This is a genomic window from Paenibacillus sp. FSL H8-0317 (assembly GCF_045040685.1).
GTDB lineage: Bacteria > Bacillota > Bacilli > Paenibacillales > Paenibacillaceae > Paenibacillus.
The window spans coordinates 5,775,886-5,795,099 of the sequence record NZ_CP150294.1 but is presented as its reverse complement, the minus strand read 5'-3'; the positions used below and the strand labels follow the sequence as shown (position 1 = coordinate 5,795,099).

The following is a 19,214-nucleotide window of genomic DNA, read 5'->3' as shown; positions in this document are numbered from 1 at the left end:
GACAATTTTGAAAAAAAATATTTTTAAGTTTATGATTCAAATTTTATATTTTATGGGTTAGTATGAATAGGAAAAAAGACCCTGTTATGAATAGTATTTGTACATATAATCGCGAATTATATTTTTAATTAGGTCTAAAGTCTCAAATTAATTGAAAGGAGGGTAGATGTAGGAAGTATCATGCACGTTATCTGAACTTTCGGGGGAGTACACATGAAAAAAATCTCAATTAGCCGTAAATTACTTATGGGTTTCTCATCTGTGCTGTTATTATTGGTGGCTATAACGGTTATAACATATACGCAGTTTATAGCCGTTGAGAAAACGTATACAGAATTAATTAATGATAGAACAAGCAAACTATTACTCATTAAAAATATGTCGATTGATCTTAAATCACAGCAGATTGCTTTGAGAAATTATATTCTGGAAGACAGTGCAGAGAACGAACAGGCATTTAATAAAGCTTATGAAGATTACATAGCATTAAATGAAGAATTAAAATCATCAGTTTCAAGTTCAAAGATGAAAGATTACCTTTCACGATCGGATGAAGCGATGAGCCAATATTATGAACTTGCGCAGCAGATTATGACATTGACAAGACAGGGGAATAACAGTGAAATCTCAAGATTACTGAAGGATACAGCCCCAAGTCTGATCTCTGAATTTGAAGGCATTGTGGAAGGTATGGAAACGCATCAACAAGATGCCATGAACTCAGGCGTTGTGGAGGCTAATCTTCAGATTGTGCAGGTCCTTAGGTGGATTGCAATTATTGGAGTGGCTTCTCTTCTAATCGGGGCACTTGTGACGTATGTCATTGGCAGAATGATATCCTTGCCTGTTGCTGCTATTGCCCAATCCGCGAGCCGGATTGCAGACGGAGATCTGACTGGTGAGCCTATTGTGGTCCGTAACAAGGATGAGATTGGTGATCTCGCCCAAGCCTTTAACATCATGTCTGCAAATTTGCGTACACTCATTCATCAGGTAGGAGACAGTGCAGAACGGGTAGCTGCCTCTTCAGAGGAGTTGACGGCAAGCACCGAACAGACAGCAACCGCCACAGAGCAAGTGGCCATCACAATGGGTGAGATTGCAACAGGTATGGATACACAGGTTCGAATGGCGAGAGATGGATTCCAGACGATGAATGAGTTAACGACAGGCTTTCAACAAGTTACGGAGAACACACTCCATATGTCTGAAGAAGCTACCAAAGTCTCCGTAAAAACAATATCGGGTAGCGAGTCAGTTCAGTCTGCGATAGGTCAAATGAATTCTATACAAGGGACGGTGTCGAATCTGTCGGTCGTGATCCAGGAACTGAGCAGACACTCTCAGGATATTGTGAAAATGGTGGACAGCATCTCGGAAATATCAGCACAGACGAATCTCCTATCCCTTAATGCTGCTATTGAGGCTGCACGAGCTGGCGAACAGGGAAGAGGGTTTCAGGTTGTTGCTACAGAGGTTCGGAAGCTGTCTGAGCAGTCTGCGCTTTCTGCTAATCAAATTGTTCCATTGGTGGCATCGATTGAGAAGGGAATGCGAAATGCTGCTGAATCTATGGTGGTTGTATCCGCAGAGGTTCAAGAGGGGATAACACTTGTTCACCAGGCGGGAGCCACATTTGATGAAATTCGTGAGGCGGTTGGGGGCGTAGCGGGGCAAACACAGGAAGTCTCTGCTTCAATTGAGCAAATGTCAACAGGGGTAGAACAGATTAATAGGTCTATGAAAACAATCATGGAAGTGACCGAAACGGGGGCCGCCGGAACAGAAGAAGTGAGTGCATCTTCTGAGGAGCAGTTGTCTGCGATGCAGGAGATTGCTTCCGCAGCCAATGATCTCTCCTTGATGGCAGAACAGTTGCAACAGACCGTCAGTCGTTTCAAAGTGCAATAAATTGAACTGAGTGGAATGTGGATGAAGAACGAACGCATACGTACAGAGATTCTTATAAAAAAGTAATAAAGGGTGTCCAAACACAGTAGTTACTGTTTGGGCACCCTTAAATAATTCACCTTGATGAATCAATGCATAACATGATTTTAACGAATAGCGACTTTATATGTCCGCAACCAGGTATTGATCTGAGTCAGATAAGCAAATAACTGGGGACCCGACATTAACTGTCCGAACCAGGGAAGATTGGAAGCTGCATCTGGTGAAGACGCAAGATTCCGGATCTGAGTTTTGTCGATCAAAGGCAAAATCGGCGAAGTGGGATCATCCAGGATATCAAGTACCTGTTGTTTGACCGCGGCCAGATATTGTGGATTATGTGTTTTCGGATACGGACTCTTTTTGCGATATAACACATCGTCAGGAAGGACACCTTCGAGTGCTTTACGCAGAATACCTTTTTCCCGTCCGCCCGTTATTTTCATTTCCCAAGGGATGTTAAACACATACTGGATCAGACGATGGTCACAGTAAGGTACCCGCACTTCCAGTCCTGCCCCCATGCTCATCCGGTCTTTGCGATCCAGAAGTGTAGGCATGAAACGTGTAATGTTCAGGTATGACATCACCCGCATTTGTGCAGCTTTACCCGTTTCCCCGTCCAACAGAGGCACTTCAGCCACTGCATCCGAATAGCGGTCTGCCAAATAATCGAGTGGCCGAATCCATTCCCGAATATCCGGGGATAACAATGCTGCTCGCATATCAGGCGCTACAGACCACGGAAACGTACCGGAGTTCAGCATATCTTCTCGATGGAACCAGGGGTAACCGCCAAACACTTCATCCGCTGCTTCGCCTGAGATGGCAACGGTGGCCCCTTTTTTGATTTCTTTACAGAACAAATAGAGCGAGGAGTCTACATCTGCCATACCTGGCAGGTCCCTGACTAGCATGGCCTGTGTCAGTGCATGAACCAGTTCTCCGTTCTCAATCTCAATCCAGTGATGGTCGGTCTTGAGTTCATCCACCATTCGCTTAATCCAGGGACCATCTGCACCCGGCTGAAAGGAATGCGCCTGGAAATGCTTGGCGTTATCCACATAATCGACAGAATACGTACTGATTTGGCCTTGCCCGGTCCGGTTGTAATAATCCACGGCTAATGCAGACAAGGCACTGGAGTCCAGTCCTCCTGATAAAAGAGAGCATACTGGAACATCCGAAGCCAACTGGCGCTCCAGTGTATCTTGCAAGAGAGAGCGTACCTCGGCTGCCGTCTCTTCCAGGTTATGTTCGTGGTTCTGGCTTTCCAGTTTCCAGTAGGCATAGGTTCGGATACCGTTTCGGTTATAGATCAGCGCGTGCGCGGGCTTGAGTTCGCTCAGTGAAGAGTATACGCCGTGTCCTGGTGTCCGTGCAGGCCCTACGATAAACACTTCGGCCAATCCTTCCGGGCCTACAGCGGCTTCCACATCAGGGTGAATAAGTAGAGCTTTGGGCTCTGAACCAAATACGAGAGTGTCTTTGGCATTACTGTAGAACAGGGGTTTCACGCCAAGGCGATCTCGTGCGATAAAAACCTGTTCGCGTCCCCCATCCCATATGGCAAAGGCAAAAATACCGTTAAACCGGTCAACACATGCCGGTCCCCACTCAATATAAGAGGCGAGCAACACTTCCGTATCACATTGCGTGCGGAACTGATGCCCCCGCTGGAGCAATTCCTTTTTCAACTCGGGTGCATTGTATAGTTCTCCGTTATACACGACGGTATAGGAGGTATCTCCCTGTAACGCATGCATGGGCTGTGCGCCGTTCTCGGGGTCCATTACACTAAGACGCCGATGTCCAAAGGCACAAGGATTGGAGATCCATGTACCTGAAGCGTCGGGCCCCCGGTTCGACAAGCTATCCGTCATACGGACCAGCAGCTCTGATTCCTGGGTCAAATCCCGATTCCACTGTATGAAGCCGGTAATACCGCACATGGTTTGTTCATCCTTTCTTGGTCGAGTCATTCATCCGTATGGCTGCTTAGTTACTGGCAACCAGCAAATGTTGTCTTTTCGTCAGAGGTCGTAACAAATATATGCCGAAAGCAGGCATAAAATGTCTGTCCTCTTCGGAAACTAGTTCTAGGGACAACGGCCTCAACATGCCTGTGAAGGAGAGAACATGCAATGGACAGTATGAAGTATTATGTGTCTGTCATGGGCCGCTCCGTTATTCCGGATCCGTCTGTAACATCGTATGAATGGATCATTCAGGCAACACCACAGGAAGCGGAGCAATTACTGGGACTGCTCAATCTCATGCAGGAAAAGGAGGAAGAGGCCTTTCCTGGCATGGTATTCCCATGGCCAGATACACCGGAGGAGTCCGTAAACCGGGCGTATGAAACGGTATTACAACAGGTGTATCGGGAGATTTATCGATTGGGTACACCAGAGACGCGATACCAGATTGAACAAAGTACATGATAAGCACAAAGGAAAAGGAGCGCGATACGAATGTATGCCATTCAAGATGCCAAAATACGCAGATTAACTGAGGTAGATGGGTTGTCCTGTGCAGAGGTTGAAGTGCAGCCTGGAAATGCCGGAGACCCGTCATTACTTGTATACGTGGCCTCCACTCAGCCCGGAAATTCGCTGGAAGTTGTTCGAATTGTACGTAATCACTCCGATTCGGCGATCGACTGGTATAACAATAATATGCATACCGCATTTGAAGAGGCGACAGAAACCGCCTTTGAGAACAGCGAAGGCATTACTGCCGAAGAAGATAAAGCTCGGTTTCAAAGTGAACTGTTTGCCTTTGGTTTGCTTGGTCCAACACTTCAGCGCTATCTGATTGGGCAGGCTTAACAGGGAAGACACCTGCAACAACATGTGGTGATTGCGGGATAGGAGCTAGACGTTGAACTGTACAGCGTACACATTGACCTTCTATAATGCACCTAAACTAGAAAACCCCGCCGTTGTTGAACGGCGGGGTTTGTTATGCGAGGTCAGATCCAGGTGGAGAGGTAATCAAGCATACTCACGAAGCACTTGAATCCCTTTGACCACGTTATATACAAAGCTTAATCCGTAGATCACAAAGAATAGGATGACAAACCCGACGGCGGAACCCAGGCTATGCGCTGTCACGAAGAAATAAAATAGCGGAATGGCAGCGAGAAACGGGAATACATGAGAGAATAAGGCGCGTTTGGCATGTCCCTCAATGTAAGCATCTTTGGCAACAATCCATATAATGATCGGAAACAGGAACGGGGCAAAGAAAATGCTAAAATAGGATAGGGCTGATAAAAGTTGTCTCATGACGATTCTCTCCTTCAATGGAACATTGAAATGTATGTATGCAAAAGATTACCCAGCAATCCTGACATTGAAAATGTCTGATGTTAATCCTGCTCAAGAAGTACCCATCTCCTCAATATAGCCCGGTTCAAGCTATCATATTCCGAAGGGTACTGGAGTATGATAATAACACGGAAAAGTACAGTTATAAGTATAATTATTAATTTTTTTATAAAACTATTGAAAAATATAGAAAACAGAGTATAATAAGAACCGCGCCGAAAATTTATTATACATATTTGTCTCAGTAGCTCAGCTGGATAGAGCAACGCCCTTCTAAGGCGTCGGTCGGGGGTTCGAATCCCTCCTGGGACGTAAAGAACAAGAAGCTTCCTTCGGGAAGCTTCTTCTTTTTCGTTCAGGGGAAGAGAACCCCCAATGGTTCGTCGGAGCATCCGCTTCGTTAGCACCTTTATTGGTTATACCTATAAACAATATAGAATTTATATATTTAAATAATAAACAATTCTATGCCACAATGAGGATATCAATAACGAAAGCGACGGTGGTATTCATGAAATCATTAAATCAATGGCAAGCAGATGAGTATGACAACAAACTGGCTTTTGTGTCCGGATACGGCAAAAACCTGATCTCTTGGCTTCAACCCCAAAAAGGGGAATACATCCTTGATCTGGGTTGCGGGACGGGGGATTTGACACATGAAATTTCTCTGGCCGAAGCTGAAGTTATTGGCATGGATGCATCGACGGACATGATTCGCCGTGCGAGGAAGAAATTCCCTGAACTTGAGTTCGTGGAAGGAGACGGTCATCAGTTTGAGACGAATAGACTGTATGATGCCGTCTTCTCCAATGCAGCCCTGCACTGGATGCGAAGCCCGCGATTAGTGGTGGATAGTATATGGGAATCTTTGAAGCCTGGAGGGCGTTTTGTAGCAGAATTTGGTGGTAAAGGGAACGTGCAGACCATTGTGAATGCATTAGAGCAGGTTATGGAGCGAAACACGGGCATTCGTGCATCGGAACGCAACCCTTGGTACTTTCCTTCGATCGGAGAATATAGCCATATTTTAGAGCAACGTGGATTTGTGGTGCGTCATGCCTATCACTATGACCGTCCAACCAGATTGGAAGATGGTGAGCAAGGTATAGCAGGCTGGTTGACTCATTTTGGAGGGGACTATTTTGAGGGTCTCAATCATGGGGAGATACAACAAATATGCAAGGAAACCAGTCAGATCGTGATGCCTCACCTTTGGAAAGATGATGCCGCCCTGTATGCTGATTATAAGCGTCTGCGTATTGAAGCTGTGAAGCCAGAATAAAGTAAAATTTTGTGAATATAAAGCAATTTTATCGATGTTAAACGAATTATCGCAATTCCTTTATATGCTAACCACGCTTCACCTATACACCAGGAATCTCTTTCGGATAAAGAGGCTCTTGGTTTTTTTGATGCATTATTTTAAAAATGAAATATTCAAACGACAAATAATTACAAATGGATATTTTTATCATACTGAAGACCCATATAAGTAATTTCTATATCATATTTGTAATTATTTAGAAGGAAAATGTGGTATTTTGATAGAATAATTTACCAAGGGTCAATCTTCTTGCAGATAGGCGGTGAAATTGGAGTGTGTATTGCAGTACGCACAAACAGCAGGAACCCATCATTTGGTGACGTATTCACATTTAAAAGGAGGGGCAAAGCCTTGAGTAAACGATTGATATCCACGTTATTAAGTGTTCTGATGGTCTTTTCTATTATTCTCCCCGCGGCTGGAGCCGCTCCCGCAGATTCAGTTATTCAGCTTGACAACTTACCCAGTACAGCCGAAGCCAAACAATGGAGAGAGATTCTTGCAGGACGGGAAGCAAAACTTGCCGCAGATCCATTTTTGGATAAAAGCTTGGAAGGTCTGGGTGGCGAGAACACCCGAGTGATCGTTGAGCTTTCCAATAAACCTGTTGCAGTAGCGCAAGGTGAATCAACCCTCTCCGGAAAATCTTTTACCTCCTCTATGGAAACAAAGGCTGTGACTCAAGTTGAGCAACAACAACAGTCATTTGTACATAGCCTCACTCAGAAGAAAATCAAACATGAAGTATTGGAAGAATATGCATATGCCCTGAATGGTGTAGCGATTGAGCTTAAAGGAAACCAGGTGGGACAATTGCTTCAAATACCTGGCGTGGTCAGCGTATATCCTGACCTTGAAGTTACAATAGCGCCAGAGACAGATGAAGTGAACCCGTACATGAAAGACACAGCGCCTTTTATTGGTGCACCTGAAGTATGGGATCTGGGTTACAAAGGAAATGGCATCAAAGTGGGTGTCATCGATACAGGGATTGACTATGAACATCCTAATTTGCAGGAAGCTTACAAAGGCGGATGGGACTTTGTTGGAAACGACAATGATCCGTATGAAACAACATATCAAGAATGGAAAGGATCGGGCGAGCCTGAGCTTAACGAGCTTGGAAGCCCCTATTACACATCTCACGGTACGCACGTAGCGGGTACCGTTGCTGCTCGCGAAGCAGGGGACTACGGTATTGTTGGTGTGGCTCCTGAAGCAGATATCTATGCTTACCGTGTACTTGGACCGTATGGTAGTGGTCAAACCTCATGGGTACTCGGCGGAATTGATCGTTCTGTTCAAGATGGCATGGACGTAATCAATCTCTCGTTAGGTAACGCCGCCAACGACCCGAGTTATATCACTTCGGTTGCCCTGAATAATGCCATGCTGTCTGGCGTGACAGCGGTTGTGGCAAGTGGTAACAGTGGCCCCAACCGTTATACACTCGGTTCTCCGGGTGCGTCTGCAATGGCCATAACAGTAGGTAACTCTACAGGACCTAGCCAGGTGATTACAGCCGATACCCACTTCTGGATTGGTGAGGAAGGCGAAGAGGCACAACCTGAACAACAACCGGTGCCAGAGGTTGAACAATCTCCTGAACTGGGTACGGCACCTGGAACAGAAGAGCCAGAAGGTTCGGAGGAAGGTGTACCTACAACTGCTGACGAGGAAAGTGCGGCAGCTGTGGAGGACACAGTTTCTAACGAAGCTGAAGTTCCGAATGTAGAAGAAGTTACAACAGAAGAAAATACTGAAAATACTCCATCTGTATCACCTTCTGCACCGGTTGAAGCTTCTCCTGAAGCTGCTCCTGTGGAAGAAGAGTCTGTAATTGCTCCGACTGAAGCTCCACTGGCTGTTACAGAGTCGGTTTACCGTCTGGATCTGATGGGATGGAGCTTGTCAGCAGACCCTGAAACTGTTTTGACAGGAAAATATGAACTTGAATTTGCAGCACTGGGTAAGCCAACTGATTTTGAAGGCAAGGATTTTACAGGTAAAGTGGCATTAATACAGCGTGGTGAAATCGCATTTGTAGAGAAAATCGCCAATGCTAAAGCGGCTGGAGCCTTGGCTGTTATTGTATATAACAACATTCCCGGCCCAATCGGTGTAAGTCTGGGCGATAACTTTGAACTCATTCCAACACTGAGCATGTCCAAGGAAGATGGAGATGTGATCAAGGCTGAGCTGGACGCAGGCCAAGCCGTTGAAGTGAGCTTTAGTGATTTTGAACGTTCCCAAACTCCGGGTGATGAAATGAATTCATCCAGTTCACGTGGACCTGCAAAGGTAACACTGGACATCAAACCGGATATTGTTGCACCAGGTACAAGTATTTTGTCTACGATTCCTGCCTACGGCAAGGATGAGCCAGACGCAGATTACGCACAAGCTTATGATCGTAAATCAGGTACAAGTATGGCTACACCTCATGTAGCTGGTTTGATTGCGCTGCTGATCGAGAAACATCCGGAATGGACACCATTTGATATCAAAGTTGCACTGATGAACAATAGTAAGGTGCTGGATACAACCAAGTTTGATGTATTTGATCAAGGTGCTGGCCGTATTCAGGCTGTAAATACCATTGATCCTGCTGCTTTTGTCAAAGTGGTTGATGTAACTCAATACACAGAAAGTGGCTCTGTTGTTGAGAAGGAGAATATCACGGGAAGTATCAACTACGGTAATTTCCTGAGCACAGATGAAAAGACGATTACCAAAACGATTAAAGTTGAAGCGCTGAATGGTAGTGGAGGGGATTACACCGTAAATGTGAATCCAACTCGTAATGTCGCTGGTGTATCCGTTACGGTAGAAAAGAGTTCCTTCACACTGAATGGTGAAGAAGAACTTGCAGTGACAATCACCGTTCCACGAGGGGTTACTGCGACTACAGAAGCACAAGGATACATTGAGTTCTCGAACGGAACCAACACTTTTACTGTGCCATATGTTGCTCATTTCAACGTTACGTTGAGTGGGGTTAAATATATTGAAACCGTAAAAGGCACTGAGAAAAATCCATTCCACTATCCATTGAAGGCTGATGGTACGTTGGATACCCTTAATGTAGCTATGGAATTCTATAATCCGATGACATTTGCCCTGATTGAGATCTATGATGGTCTTAATCCGGAAGGTGGATATTATCAAGATGGTTATATTGGCTCCATCTTTGGTAACTATTTTAATTTCAATGCCAATGCAAGATACAATCTTGCTTGGGACGGCTCATATGCAGATTACACAACCGATGAAGTGACTGAGATCCCGGATGGTTTATATACGGTAGACATCACTACCATTGGTACAGACGGCAAAACCTATAAGGAAGACACTTCGCCATTTTTGGTGAAAAAGACAGCTCCGGCTGTAACTGCACCAGAAGCGTTGGAGTTCAGAGAGGATGAGCCTGTTGTTCTTAATGGTAGCGTGGAAGACTTGTACTTCCGTGTAGCTCCTGCGCTTGCCAGCGGATGGGACATCACGTTTGATCCGGCCGCTTCCCTGGAAGCAACGTATGTTGTGAAAAAAGAGGATGGTTCGGTTTATAAAGAAGGAGTCTTTGAAGTACAAGCTGATGGCAGCTTCAGCCTTCCTTTGGAGGGGATTGTAGCCGGTGAGTATGCTGTTGAACTTACAGTAAAAGACCAACAGGGGCTTGCGGGCACAGCCAATACGGCACTGAAATTGGAAGCCGTGGAGACTGAACCTGAAACTCCGGCAACCAAGGCCCCAGGTACGCCTGTGTTGTCTCACAATAACTGGGTAGGCAACGGCCTGCCAGAGGGCTCGTATATCGTTACCATGAACCTGTGGTGGGGTGAGAACGGAACTAGCTACAAGTTATATGAGGACGGGGTTTTGATTGATACGCAGAAGCTGACTTACAACGCACCTTGGGCGCAGTTTGCTCAGACGAAGATCACGGGCAAAGCCAATGGCACGTATACGTACGTGGCTGAGCTGACCAACGACAAGGGAACAACGCGGAGTCAGACGTTGACTGTTCGGGTTACCAACGCTACGCCAGGCAAAGCGGTTCTCTCTCAGGATAACTGGGATGGCGATGGAAAGTATAAGGTGACCATGAACCTGTGGTGGGGGACCAACGCCACAGAGTATCGTCTCTATGAAAATGATAAGTTGATCGATACGCAAGAACTCCGTTCGGCTACACCTAATGCGCAAAGTGCTGTGACTACACTGTCCGGGAAAGCATCGGGCACGTATACGTATCGGGCAGAGTTAATTAACGCAGCCGGAGTGACCAGCACAGACACGATTAAGGTAAAAGTGAAGTAAGTTTATCCCTCATTGAAATTGAATTAAAATTGATTAAATTAATGAAGGAATTTTTTTATGCATAAACAGCCTCCATCCTGATTTGCAGGATGGAGGCTGTTTTGTTTTTTTTATAAATGAATTGTATGACTAACCGATCATTCTATTTTTGCTGGCCTGAATCCCTGCGATTAGCAAAGCGATGGCCAGAATGACCTGTATTAGCAACGGCAGGGTCCATCCTTTTGTCCAGTCATGAAGCATGCCGAACAGTAGAGGTCCTACTGCCGCAAGCATATATCCGAAGGACTGGGCCATACCGGACAGGCTGGCAGCTTGTCTGGCATCTTTTGTGCGAAGGACGAAGAACATGGTTACCATGCCAAATGAAGCTCCAGCACCTATTCCTGCCAACGTGACACCAATGGTAACGAGCGAAGCGATGCCACTTAACAATAAAGCATACCCGACAATCAAAGAAGAGCACGTAATCGCGGTTAGAACACGCTGATCTCGCGTTCGGCCGGCGAGGATTGGAACGATAAAGGTAGCCGGTACACTAACCATCTGCATTAGGGAGAGCATCCACCCTGCTGAGGTGGGACTGAATCCTTGCTCAGCGAGAATCTCGGGAAGCCAGGTAATCGTTGTATAGAATATTAGAGATTGCAGACCCATAAATAAAGTAATGAACCAGGCAAGGGAAGAGGTCCGTAGACGTACAGGCGTCCCTTCACTCTGTGTGGCTATGAATAACATTCGCTGACGTCCTGCGGCGATCTGGGGGAGCCACAAGAGAAGCGCCAATATGGACAACAAGGCCCACATGCCTAACGAAGCACGCCAACCCATAGATGTGGCTCCTGCTACGGGTACACTCACACCTGAGGCGATGGCGCCAAATATGTTCATGGATACAGAGTATAATCCGGTGACGATACCTACTCGCAATGGGAAATCGCGTTTGATCAAACTTGGCAAAAGCACGTTGCTTAATGCAATGCCGCACCCCAAAATTGCGGTTCCAGCATATAAGGAGAGAGCGGAAGGCAACAAGCGTAGGGCCACCCCAATGGTTACAATCATGACAGCCAATAGCAGAGCAGATTCGAGTCCTAACCGTTTGGCAAGACGTGGAGCAAAAGGGGAGACTGCTGCAAAGGCGAGCAAAGGAAGTGAGGTCAGAAGCCCGACCATTGTATGGCCGATACCTGTATCTGAGCGGATCATCTCCACTACAGGTCCGGTTACTGTAATCGGTGACCTCATGGTAGCGGCGATGACGATAATGCCTGCTAACAACAGGCCGAATCTTTTGGATGTTGAAGAATGTTCTTCCTCGGTATGGATAGATGAGTGTTGCTGTATTGAAGATGACATTGATAAAATCTCCTGTGTCCTATGAAGTTAATATGTATGGATTGTTACATAATCCACTCCGTAAGCATAACATTCTATGTCAATATTGAGCAATGAAATGAAAAAACACCCAATGGACCGTGGGTGCCTTGACTAACCTGTGAACTCTAACGAATCCACGAGGTCTTATAATGGGTAAAACCGCTATTTTCAGATTCTAACGAACCTCAGCGACGTTAATCAGGCTATGAAGTGCAAATAAGTGAGTTAATACCCCAGAATGGTGAAATAAGCTCACTAAGATTCGTTAAAATTCCATGATGCTGAATTTGTAGCAAATAAACTGTCCTGTGTTCGTTAGAACATCGATACTTCAACGTATTGCTTATAGAGTGAGCAAATGCAGACGCTCCAATGCAGCGACATAGAGCACGTAACGAAGCGAATGCTCCGACGAACCATTGGGATTCTCATCCCCAGAACGCAAAAAAACTTCCCGAAGGAAGTTTCTTTTTAATACGTCCCAGGAGGGATACTCTCCTTGCAGTCGAGACTGCGAAGTGGTGCTAACGAAGCGAATGCTCCGACGAACCATTGGGGTTCTCATCCCCAGAACGCAAAAAAAGCTTCCCGAAGGAAGCTTCTTTTTAATACGTCCCAGGAGGGATTCGAACCCCCGACCGACGCCTTAGAAGGGCGTTGCTCTATCCAGCTGAGCTACTGAGACATGATTTTTTTCAAGCAAAATTGATTTTATCATATGCATACAGGAATATCAAGCATTTTATTTTAAACTGTTTTTCGTATATGATATTTGGCGGCAGTAACGTTTTTTTCATTATATTTAAGGTTATGTTAGAATATCAGGAGAACTCAAAAAAATAGATCAACAATCGTTTTAATATATATCTATTTAGGTTGATGCCAACTGGAGATTCAGGATATAGAGGAGGTGCTCCCATTAAGGAATCCACGACCCCGGAAACCGAGCATAACAACAATATTGTGCTGTTTCCTAAGACGCTGGACTATTACCAGATTCAATTGACAGTTATGCTTGAAAATGAACGGTATGGTGAAGCGATGAAATTGCTTCACTTTTTGCTGCAATGTCAGGGACAGGAAGAGCGCCACTACGATGAATGGCGGGCCCTGCTCGAATGGCTTCAGGCTGCGTTTCCTCAATATGAAGAAACCTCGCCTGCCGTTCTTGAAGAACGAGAAGAGGAAGAAGAGATTAGTGAGGAGGACATGGCACGACAGCATGCCCGAATGAAGCTTGAACAGGATGATGGCTATGCAGATAAGATGCTTCGCACAGTCATGGAAGAGCCGCTGTCTGAACAGACAATGCTGGCTTTGGAGCAGCTGGCCTATCTTGATCTGCCGAAGATTGATGAGGCACTTACGAGTTGGTTAAAAGAGAAGTCACTTCACCCTTTGCTTCAATTTCGGGTGCTGCAAACCTTGCGTCGCCGAGGCGTTCAAGGTATGATCCTGTTTACGAGAGGCGAAGAGCAGGTTGAAGTCGAGATTGATACCGTGCCTCTTAAACCAGAGGAATTCCCGCTCCAGATCGTTCAGATTTTGGAACGAGTGGCAGATCAGACGGAGGTTCATGAACCTACGCTCTTTTATTTTGCTCAGGAGTTATGGATACAATATGTCATGGCCGTGTATGGAACTCGTGATTATGTATCCATGTTGGAAGAAAATGATTCCATGACAGATATATGGGCAGCAGCTCTACATATGACCGTTGCAGACAGTCTGGGTGGCTCGCATGATGAGGAAAATACTCGCTCAATGTATGCTGTGACAGGGGCAATGCGCTTTCGGCTGGAGCAGGCTTATCGTTCCATGAAGCAGTTTGTATCTGCCGGATTGGATGGTTAATAGAGGCCGGAAACGTTTTCCTTAAACCGTATCAAGGGATTCCCCTTGAAAAAGAATCTAATCTTGTTTATACTAAAATGGTTATTTTGTACGTGATTGCCTACGTGAACATGTGAATTTTGGAGGGGAAAGTATACAATGAAAGCAACTTGGGAAAAGATAGAGAAGAACCTTGGGGTTCTTGAGGTTGAAGTGGATGCAGATCGTGTAACTGCAGCGCTCGACAAAGCTTTTAATAAAGTGGTTAAACAAGCAAACGTACCTGGATTCCGTAAAGGTAAAGTACCACGTTCCATCTTCGAAGCACGTTTTGGTGTAGAAAGCCTTTATCAAGAAGCAATCGACATTTTGCTTCCTGAAGCTTATACAGAAGCAATCGACCAAACGGATATCTTCCCGGTTGATCGTCCTGACGTAGATGTTGAACAATTCGCTAAAGGACAAACTTTCAAGTTCAAAGCAAAAGTAACTGTGAAACCTGAAGTTACTCTTGGTGACTACAAAGGAATCGAAGTTGCTGTAGCAAAAGGTGAAGTAACTGAAGCAGAAGTGACTGAAGAACTTGAGCGTCTTCAACAACGTCACGCTGAACTCGTTGTAATCGATGAAGGTTCCGCTGCTAACGGCGACGTTGCAGTAATCGACTTCGATGGTTCCGTTGATGGTGTACCTTTCGAAGGTGGACAAGCTGAACGTTATTCCCTGGAACTGGGTTCCAACACATTCATTCCTGGATTTGAAGAACAAGTTGTGGGTCTGTCCACAGGTGACTTCAAAGACGTAGAAGTGACTTTCCCAGAGAGCTACCATGCAGCAGAACTTGCTGGCAAACAAGCGGTATTTAAAGTGAAAATTCACGAAATCAAACGCAAACAGCTTCCTGCATTGGATGATGAGTTTGCTAAAGATGTTAGCGAATTCGACACTCTTGAAGAGTACAAAGCTGACCTGAAAACACAATTGGAATCCCGTAAAGCTGACGAAGCCAAAGCTGCACAAGAAAATGCAGTTGTAGAAAAAGTGGCTGAGAACGCTGAAGTGGACATTCCTGCTGCAATGGTTGAGAGCGAAGTACAAAACATGATGCGCGATTTCGATAACCGTTTGCGTAACCAAGGTATGAACCTTGAAATGTTCCTGAGCTTCTCTGGCCAGACTCAAGCTGACCTGAGAGGACAAATGCAAGAAGATGCTTCCAAACGTGTTCGCAACAACCTTGTGCTTGAAGCTGTAGGTAAAGCGGAAAACATTGAAGTATCTGACGAAGAAGTGAATCAAGAACTCGAGAAAATGGCTGAATCTTACAAGCGTCCTGCTGATGAGATCCGTGGCATCCTCGAAGGTAATGGTTCCCTGGACAGCCTTCGCGATGAAGTTAAACTGCGTAAAACGATTGACGTTCTTGTTGAGAACAGCACAGTTGTTGAACCGGTTGAAGCTCCAGCTGAAGAAGTTGTTGCAGAAGCTGACGAAAAATAAGACAAGCTATTATCAACTTGTCAGTTGAATAAACGATAAGGCACGTGAATTATTGCGTGCCTTATTTTTAAATTACGACATCCATTTTATAGAAAATGAAGTAATTATATGGATGAACACTAATTTTATTGATCCCTGTACACTTTTTACATACCTATGTACTTCATGCAAATAAAAAAAGGCAATACGGCATAGGATGGCTTCAATTTGCACATACATAGAAAACATGGTTAAATATGATCAGGCTAAAAAAGTAAACAAACGGATGTCTGACCCTTCTTGTGAAAAATGACATTGTCACAGGAAAGTGTTAGAATGAATTTGGGTTTGCTTTACAGGTGGCCTATGTCTAATTACATGTAGAAAAGAGGTTGGTCTCATGAGTCTGGTGCCAATGGTTATAGAACAAACCAATCGAGGCGAGCGGTCTTACGATATATATTCACGTTTGCTGAAAGATCGCATTATCTTTCTAACCAGTGCGATTGATGACGATGTAGCCAATCTTGTCATAGCACAGCTTTTGTTTTTGGCAGCCGACGATCCTGAGAAGGATATCAGCTTGTACATTAACTCACCTGGTGGTTCTGTCACCGCAGGGATGGGTATATACGATACGATGCAATTTATCAAGCCGGATGTATCTACCATTTGCGTTGGGATGGCAGCAAGCATGGGCTCGTTATTGCTGACAGCCGGTGCACCTGGCAAGAGATATGCGCTGACAAATAGCGAAGTAATGATTCATCAGCCGCTTGGCGGCATTCAAGGACAGGCTGCGGATATTAAGATACACGCAGAATGGATTATTAAAACACGTCAGAAACTGAATCAAATATACGTCGATCGTACGGGTCAGTCTCTTGAGAAAATTGAGCGGGATACAGACCGTGACTTCTTCATGAGCGCTGAAGAGGCTAAGACGTACGGCATTATTGACCAGGTGCTCAGTAGACCGATCAATTCCTAAAGGGGTGGTTTCATGTTTAAATTTAACGATGAGAAAGGGCAACTGAAATGCTCTTTTTGCGGTAAATCTCAGGAGCAGGTGCGTAAGCTGGTCGCTGGACCAGGCGTGTACATTTGTGATGAATGTATCGAACTTTGCACCGAAATCGTTGAGGAAGAACTCGGTCATGACGAAGAAGTAGACCTCAAAGATATTCCAAAACCAAAAGAAATTCGTAATATCCTGGATCAATATGTTATTGGACAGGAACAAGCGAAGAAGTCATTGTCTGTTGCGGTGTATAATCACTACAAACGGATCAACACACAAAGCAAAATTGAAGACGTTGAATTGTCAAAGAGTAACATTTTGCTGTTAGGACCAACAGGTTCTGGTAAAACGTTGCTTGCGCAAACGATGGCAAAAATTTTGAATGTTCCTTTTGCTATTGCGGATGCTACGTCATTAACAGAAGCGGGTTATGTAGGTGAGGATGTAGAGAACATCCTGCTCAAACTGATTCAAGCTGCTGATTATGATGTGGAAAAAGCAGAGCGTGGCATTATTTATATCGATGAGATTGATAAAGTAGCGCGTAAATCCGAAAACCCATCCATTACTCGTGATGTATCGGGCGAAGGTGTGCAACAGGCTCTCTTAAAAATTCTTGAAGGAACTGTGGCTTCTGTACCACCACAAGGTGGTCGTAAACACCCTCATCAAGAATTCATTCAGATCGATACAACGAACATCCTGTTCATTTGCGGCGGTGCCTTTGATGGTCTGGAGCAAATGATCAAACGCCGGATCGGTAAAAAAGTCATTGGCTTTAATACCGTTTCTGAGCAAAAAGATCTGAAACCAGGTGAATACCTGGGTATGGTATTGCCGGAAGATTTGCTGAAATTTGGTCTGATTCCGGAATTTGTAGGCCGTCTGCCAGTCATCTCCACTTTGGAGCCATTGGATGAAGATACGTTGGTACGGATTCTTTCTGAACCAAAAAACGCGCTTACCAAACAGTACCAAAAACTGCTTGAGCTGGATAATGTGAATCTGGTATTTGAACCAGCTGCATTGCTTGCGATTGCAAAAGAAGCAATTAAACGTAACACAGGTGCACGTGGATTACGTGCCATCATTGAAGGTATCATGCTTGAAATCATGTATGAAGTGCCTTCACGTGATGATGTTACGAACTGTGTCATTACCGAAGAAGTTGTTGAGAAAAGAGTCGTGCCTGAACTAAGCCAATCGAAGGACGATAAGCAGGAAGAGAGCGCCTAATAAAGGCCTGAATCCCGTTGAACTCTGAAATATAGACTTGTCAGTTCTCCACTTTGGCAGAAGGCGAATTCATGTCTCTGTCAGGGTGGAGCTTTGACGTTGTGGGGAGAGAAATCACTCATGTATTTAAGACAGGATACACGTCCCGTGAAAGTGGGAAACGTAACGATCGGTGGCAGTAACGAAGTCATTATCCAAAGTATGTGTACAACCAAAACGGCAGACGTTGAAGCAACGGTTGCAGAGATTCTGCGACTGGAAGAAGCGGGTTGTCAAGTGGTACGTGTAACGGTGAATAATGAGGAAGCTGCCGCAGCCATCAAGGAAATCAAGAAACGCATTCATATACCGCTCGTAGCGGACATTCATTTCAACTATAAGCTGGCTTTGCTTGCGATTGAGAACGGCATCGATAAAGTTCGGATTAATCCAGGTAACATCGGTAAACGTGCGAAAGTGGAAGAAGTGGTTAAGGCTTGTAAAGACCGTGGTATTCCGATTCGGATTGGAGTAAATGCGGGGTCTTTGGAAAACCATCTCCTTGAGAAGTATGGGTATCCTACGGCAGATGCTATGGTAGAAAGTGCATTGTATCACATTGGTATTTTGGAAGAGCTTGATTTCCATGATATCATCGTGTCACTCAAAGCATCGGATGTGCCGATGGCGATTGAGGCATATACCAAAGCAGCTCAAATCATTCCGTATCCGTTGCATCTCGGGATTACCGAAGCAGGTACACTGTTCTCCGGTACGATCAAAAGCTCCGCAGGTATGGGAGCCTTATTGTCCATGGGTATTGGTTCTACGATGCGGATCTCACTGAGTGCGGACCCGGTAGAAGAAATTAAGGTCGCTCGTGATCTGCTCAAAACATTTGGACTCATTACAAATGCAGCTACATTGATCTCCTGCCCAACGTGTGGACGATTGGATATCGACCTGTTCTCCATTGCCAACGAAGTGGAAGAGTATATCTCCAAACTGAAGGTGCCGATTAAAGTATCAGTGCTGGGTTGTGCAGTGAATGGTCCAGGTGAGGCGAAAGAAGCGGATATTGGGATTGCCGGTGCTCGTGGAGAAGGTCTCCTGTTCCGTCACGGTAAGATGATTCGTAAAGTGCCTGAGGAAATCATGGTTGAGGAATTGAAAAAAGAGATCGACAAAATCGTCGAAACCTATGAAGAGACAGGAGTTATTCCTGGTCGTTCGCACTGATTGATTCATATCTTGTTTCTGTTACAGCCCGCCAGCAATGGTGGGCTTTTTATTTTCTCGCAGACAAATTCCGCATCGCCCGTTTACGTCGCGTTGAAAAGGCTATACTACCAAGTAT

Annotated in this window: 14 protein-coding genes and 2 tRNA genes; 11 read left to right on the top strand and 5 right to left on the bottom strand. The window is 45.2% G+C overall.

The window, feature by feature from the left end:
* Positions 1–213: 213 nt before the first annotated feature.
* The gene (locus tag MHB43_RS25965; protein ID WP_405130722.1) at positions 214–1,911 is read left to right on the top strand and encodes a methyl-accepting chemotaxis protein; all 1,698 of its coding nucleotides are present in this window, start codon (positions 214–216) and stop codon (positions 1,909–1,911) included.
* Positions 1,912–2,057: 146 nt separating this feature from the next.
* Here the strand turns inward: MHB43_RS25965 and asnB are convergent, their stop codons facing one another.
* Entirely contained in the window at positions 2,058–3,902 is a 1,845-nt protein-coding gene (gene asnB / locus MHB43_RS25960; RefSeq protein WP_221821026.1) for an asparagine synthase (glutamine-hydrolyzing), read from the bottom strand.
* Positions 3,903–4,094: 192 nt separating this feature from the next.
* Between asnB and MHB43_RS25955 the strand changes: the two genes are divergently transcribed.
* The gene (locus tag MHB43_RS25955; RefSeq protein WP_145325243.1) at positions 4,095–4,394 is read left to right on the top strand and encodes a hypothetical protein; all 300 of its coding nucleotides are present in this window, start codon (positions 4,095–4,097) and stop codon (positions 4,392–4,394) included.
* 30 nt (positions 4,395–4,424) lie between these two features.
* On the top strand, positions 4,425–4,781 hold the full coding sequence (locus MHB43_RS25950) for a hypothetical protein (RefSeq protein ID WP_145325244.1): 357 nt from the start codon (positions 4,425–4,427) through the stop codon (positions 4,779–4,781).
* A 165-nt stretch (positions 4,782–4,946) separates the two neighbouring features.
* Here MHB43_RS25950 and MHB43_RS25945 read toward each other — a convergent pair whose 3' ends face one another.
* Positions 4,947–5,240, bottom strand: a complete 294-nt coding sequence (locus tag MHB43_RS25945; protein WP_062837822.1) for a DUF4870 domain-containing protein — start codon at positions 5,238–5,240, stop codon at positions 4,947–4,949.
* A 280-nt stretch (positions 5,241–5,520) separates the two neighbouring features.
* On the opposite strand from MHB43_RS25945, the gene MHB43_RS25940 reads away from it, so the two are divergent.
* From MHB43_RS25940 to MHB43_RS25930, 3 genes are all read left to right on the top strand, one after another.
* Positions 5,521–5,594 (top strand) — tRNA-Arg (locus MHB43_RS25940).
* Between the two features lie 199 nt (positions 5,595–5,793).
* The gene (locus tag MHB43_RS25935) at positions 5,794–6,567 is read left to right on the top strand and encodes a class I SAM-dependent methyltransferase (protein WP_405130721.1); all 774 of its coding nucleotides are present in this window, start codon (positions 5,794–5,796) and stop codon (positions 6,565–6,567) included.
* Between the two features lie 393 nt (positions 6,568–6,960).
* On the top strand, positions 6,961–10,929 hold the full coding sequence (locus MHB43_RS25930; RefSeq protein ID WP_405130720.1) for a S8 family serine peptidase: 3,969 nt from the start codon (positions 6,961–6,963) through the stop codon (positions 10,927–10,929).
* A 129-nt stretch (positions 10,930–11,058) separates the two neighbouring features.
* Here the strand turns inward: MHB43_RS25930 and MHB43_RS25925 are convergent, their stop codons facing one another.
* The 3 genes from MHB43_RS25925 to MHB43_RS25915 form a co-directional block, all read right to left on the bottom strand.
* Complete coding sequence (locus MHB43_RS25925) at positions 11,059–12,288, bottom strand: MFS transporter (protein ID WP_221820874.1); 1,230 nt, start codon at positions 12,286–12,288, stop codon at positions 11,059–11,061.
* Positions 12,289–12,652: 364 nt separating this feature from the next.
* Positions 12,653–12,862, bottom strand: a complete 210-nt coding sequence (locus MHB43_RS25920) for a hypothetical protein (RefSeq protein ID WP_221820873.1) — start codon at positions 12,860–12,862, stop codon at positions 12,653–12,655.
* A 58-nt stretch (positions 12,863–12,920) separates the two neighbouring features.
* Positions 12,921–12,994 (bottom strand) — tRNA-Arg (locus tag MHB43_RS25915).
* Between the two features lie 194 nt (positions 12,995–13,188).
* Here MHB43_RS25915 and MHB43_RS25910 point away from each other — a divergent pair.
* The 5 genes from MHB43_RS25910 (at position 13,189) to ispG (ending at position 19,096) form a co-directional block, all read left to right on the top strand.
* Positions 13,189–14,163, top strand: a complete 975-nt coding sequence (locus tag MHB43_RS25910) for a hypothetical protein (protein ID WP_397376256.1) — start codon at positions 13,189–13,191, stop codon at positions 14,161–14,163.
* Between the two features lie 138 nt (positions 14,164–14,301).
* Entirely contained in the window at positions 14,302–15,642 is a 1,341-nt protein-coding gene (gene tig, locus MHB43_RS25905) for a trigger factor (protein WP_221820872.1), read from the top strand.
* A 379-nt stretch (positions 15,643–16,021) separates the two neighbouring features.
* Complete coding sequence (clpP, locus tag MHB43_RS25900) at positions 16,022–16,612, top strand: ATP-dependent Clp endopeptidase proteolytic subunit ClpP (protein WP_076216932.1); 591 nt, start codon at positions 16,022–16,024, stop codon at positions 16,610–16,612.
* 12 nt (positions 16,613–16,624) lie between these two features.
* Entirely contained in the window at positions 16,625–17,878 is a 1,254-nt protein-coding gene (gene clpX, locus MHB43_RS25895; RefSeq protein ID WP_076216933.1) for an ATP-dependent protease ATP-binding subunit ClpX, read from the top strand.
* A 120-nt stretch (positions 17,879–17,998) separates the two neighbouring features.
* Positions 17,999–19,096: a flavodoxin-dependent (E)-4-hydroxy-3-methylbut-2-enyl-diphosphate synthase gene (gene ispG / locus MHB43_RS25890; protein ID WP_405130719.1), complete on the top strand. Its 1,098-nt coding sequence runs from the start codon at positions 17,999–18,001 to the stop codon at positions 19,094–19,096.
* Positions 19,097–19,214 lie beyond the last annotated feature (118 nt).

Coding starts and splice junctions, on each gene's coding strand:
- MHB43_RS25965 (WP_405130722.1), top strand. CDS start 214: ATGAAAAAAATCTCAATTAGCCGTAAATTACTTATGGGTTTCTCATCT.
- asnB (WP_221821026.1), bottom strand. CDS start 3,902: ATGTGCGGTATTACCGGCTTCATACAGTGGAATCGGGATTTGACCCAG.
- MHB43_RS25955 (WP_145325243.1), top strand. CDS start 4,095: ATGGACAGTATGAAGTATTATGTGTCTGTCATGGGCCGCTCCGTTATT.
- MHB43_RS25950 (WP_145325244.1), top strand. CDS start 4,425: ATGTATGCCATTCAAGATGCCAAAATACGCAGATTAACTGAGGTAGAT.
- MHB43_RS25945 (WP_062837822.1), bottom strand. CDS start 5,240: ATGAGACAACTTTTATCAGCCCTATCCTATTTTAGCATTTTCTTTGCC.
- MHB43_RS25935 (WP_405130721.1), top strand. CDS start 5,794: ATGAAATCATTAAATCAATGGCAAGCAGATGAGTATGACAACAAACTG.
- MHB43_RS25925 (WP_221820874.1), bottom strand. CDS start 12,288: ATGTCATCTTCAATACAGCAACACTCATCTATCCATACCGAGGAAGAA.
- MHB43_RS25920 (WP_221820873.1), bottom strand. CDS start 12,862: ATGGTTCGTCGGAGCATTCGCTTCGTTAGCACCACTTCGCAGTCTCGA.
- MHB43_RS25910 (WP_397376256.1), top strand. CDS start 13,189: ATGCCAACTGGAGATTCAGGATATAGAGGAGGTGCTCCCATTAAGGAA.
- tig (WP_221820872.1), top strand. CDS start 14,302: ATGAAAGCAACTTGGGAAAAGATAGAGAAGAACCTTGGGGTTCTTGAG.
- clpP (WP_076216932.1), top strand. CDS start 16,022: ATGAGTCTGGTGCCAATGGTTATAGAACAAACCAATCGAGGCGAGCGG.
- clpX (WP_076216933.1), top strand. CDS start 16,625: ATGTTTAAATTTAACGATGAGAAAGGGCAACTGAAATGCTCTTTTTGC.
- ispG (WP_405130719.1), top strand. CDS start 17,999: ATGTATTTAAGACAGGATACACGTCCCGTGAAAGTGGGAAACGTAACG.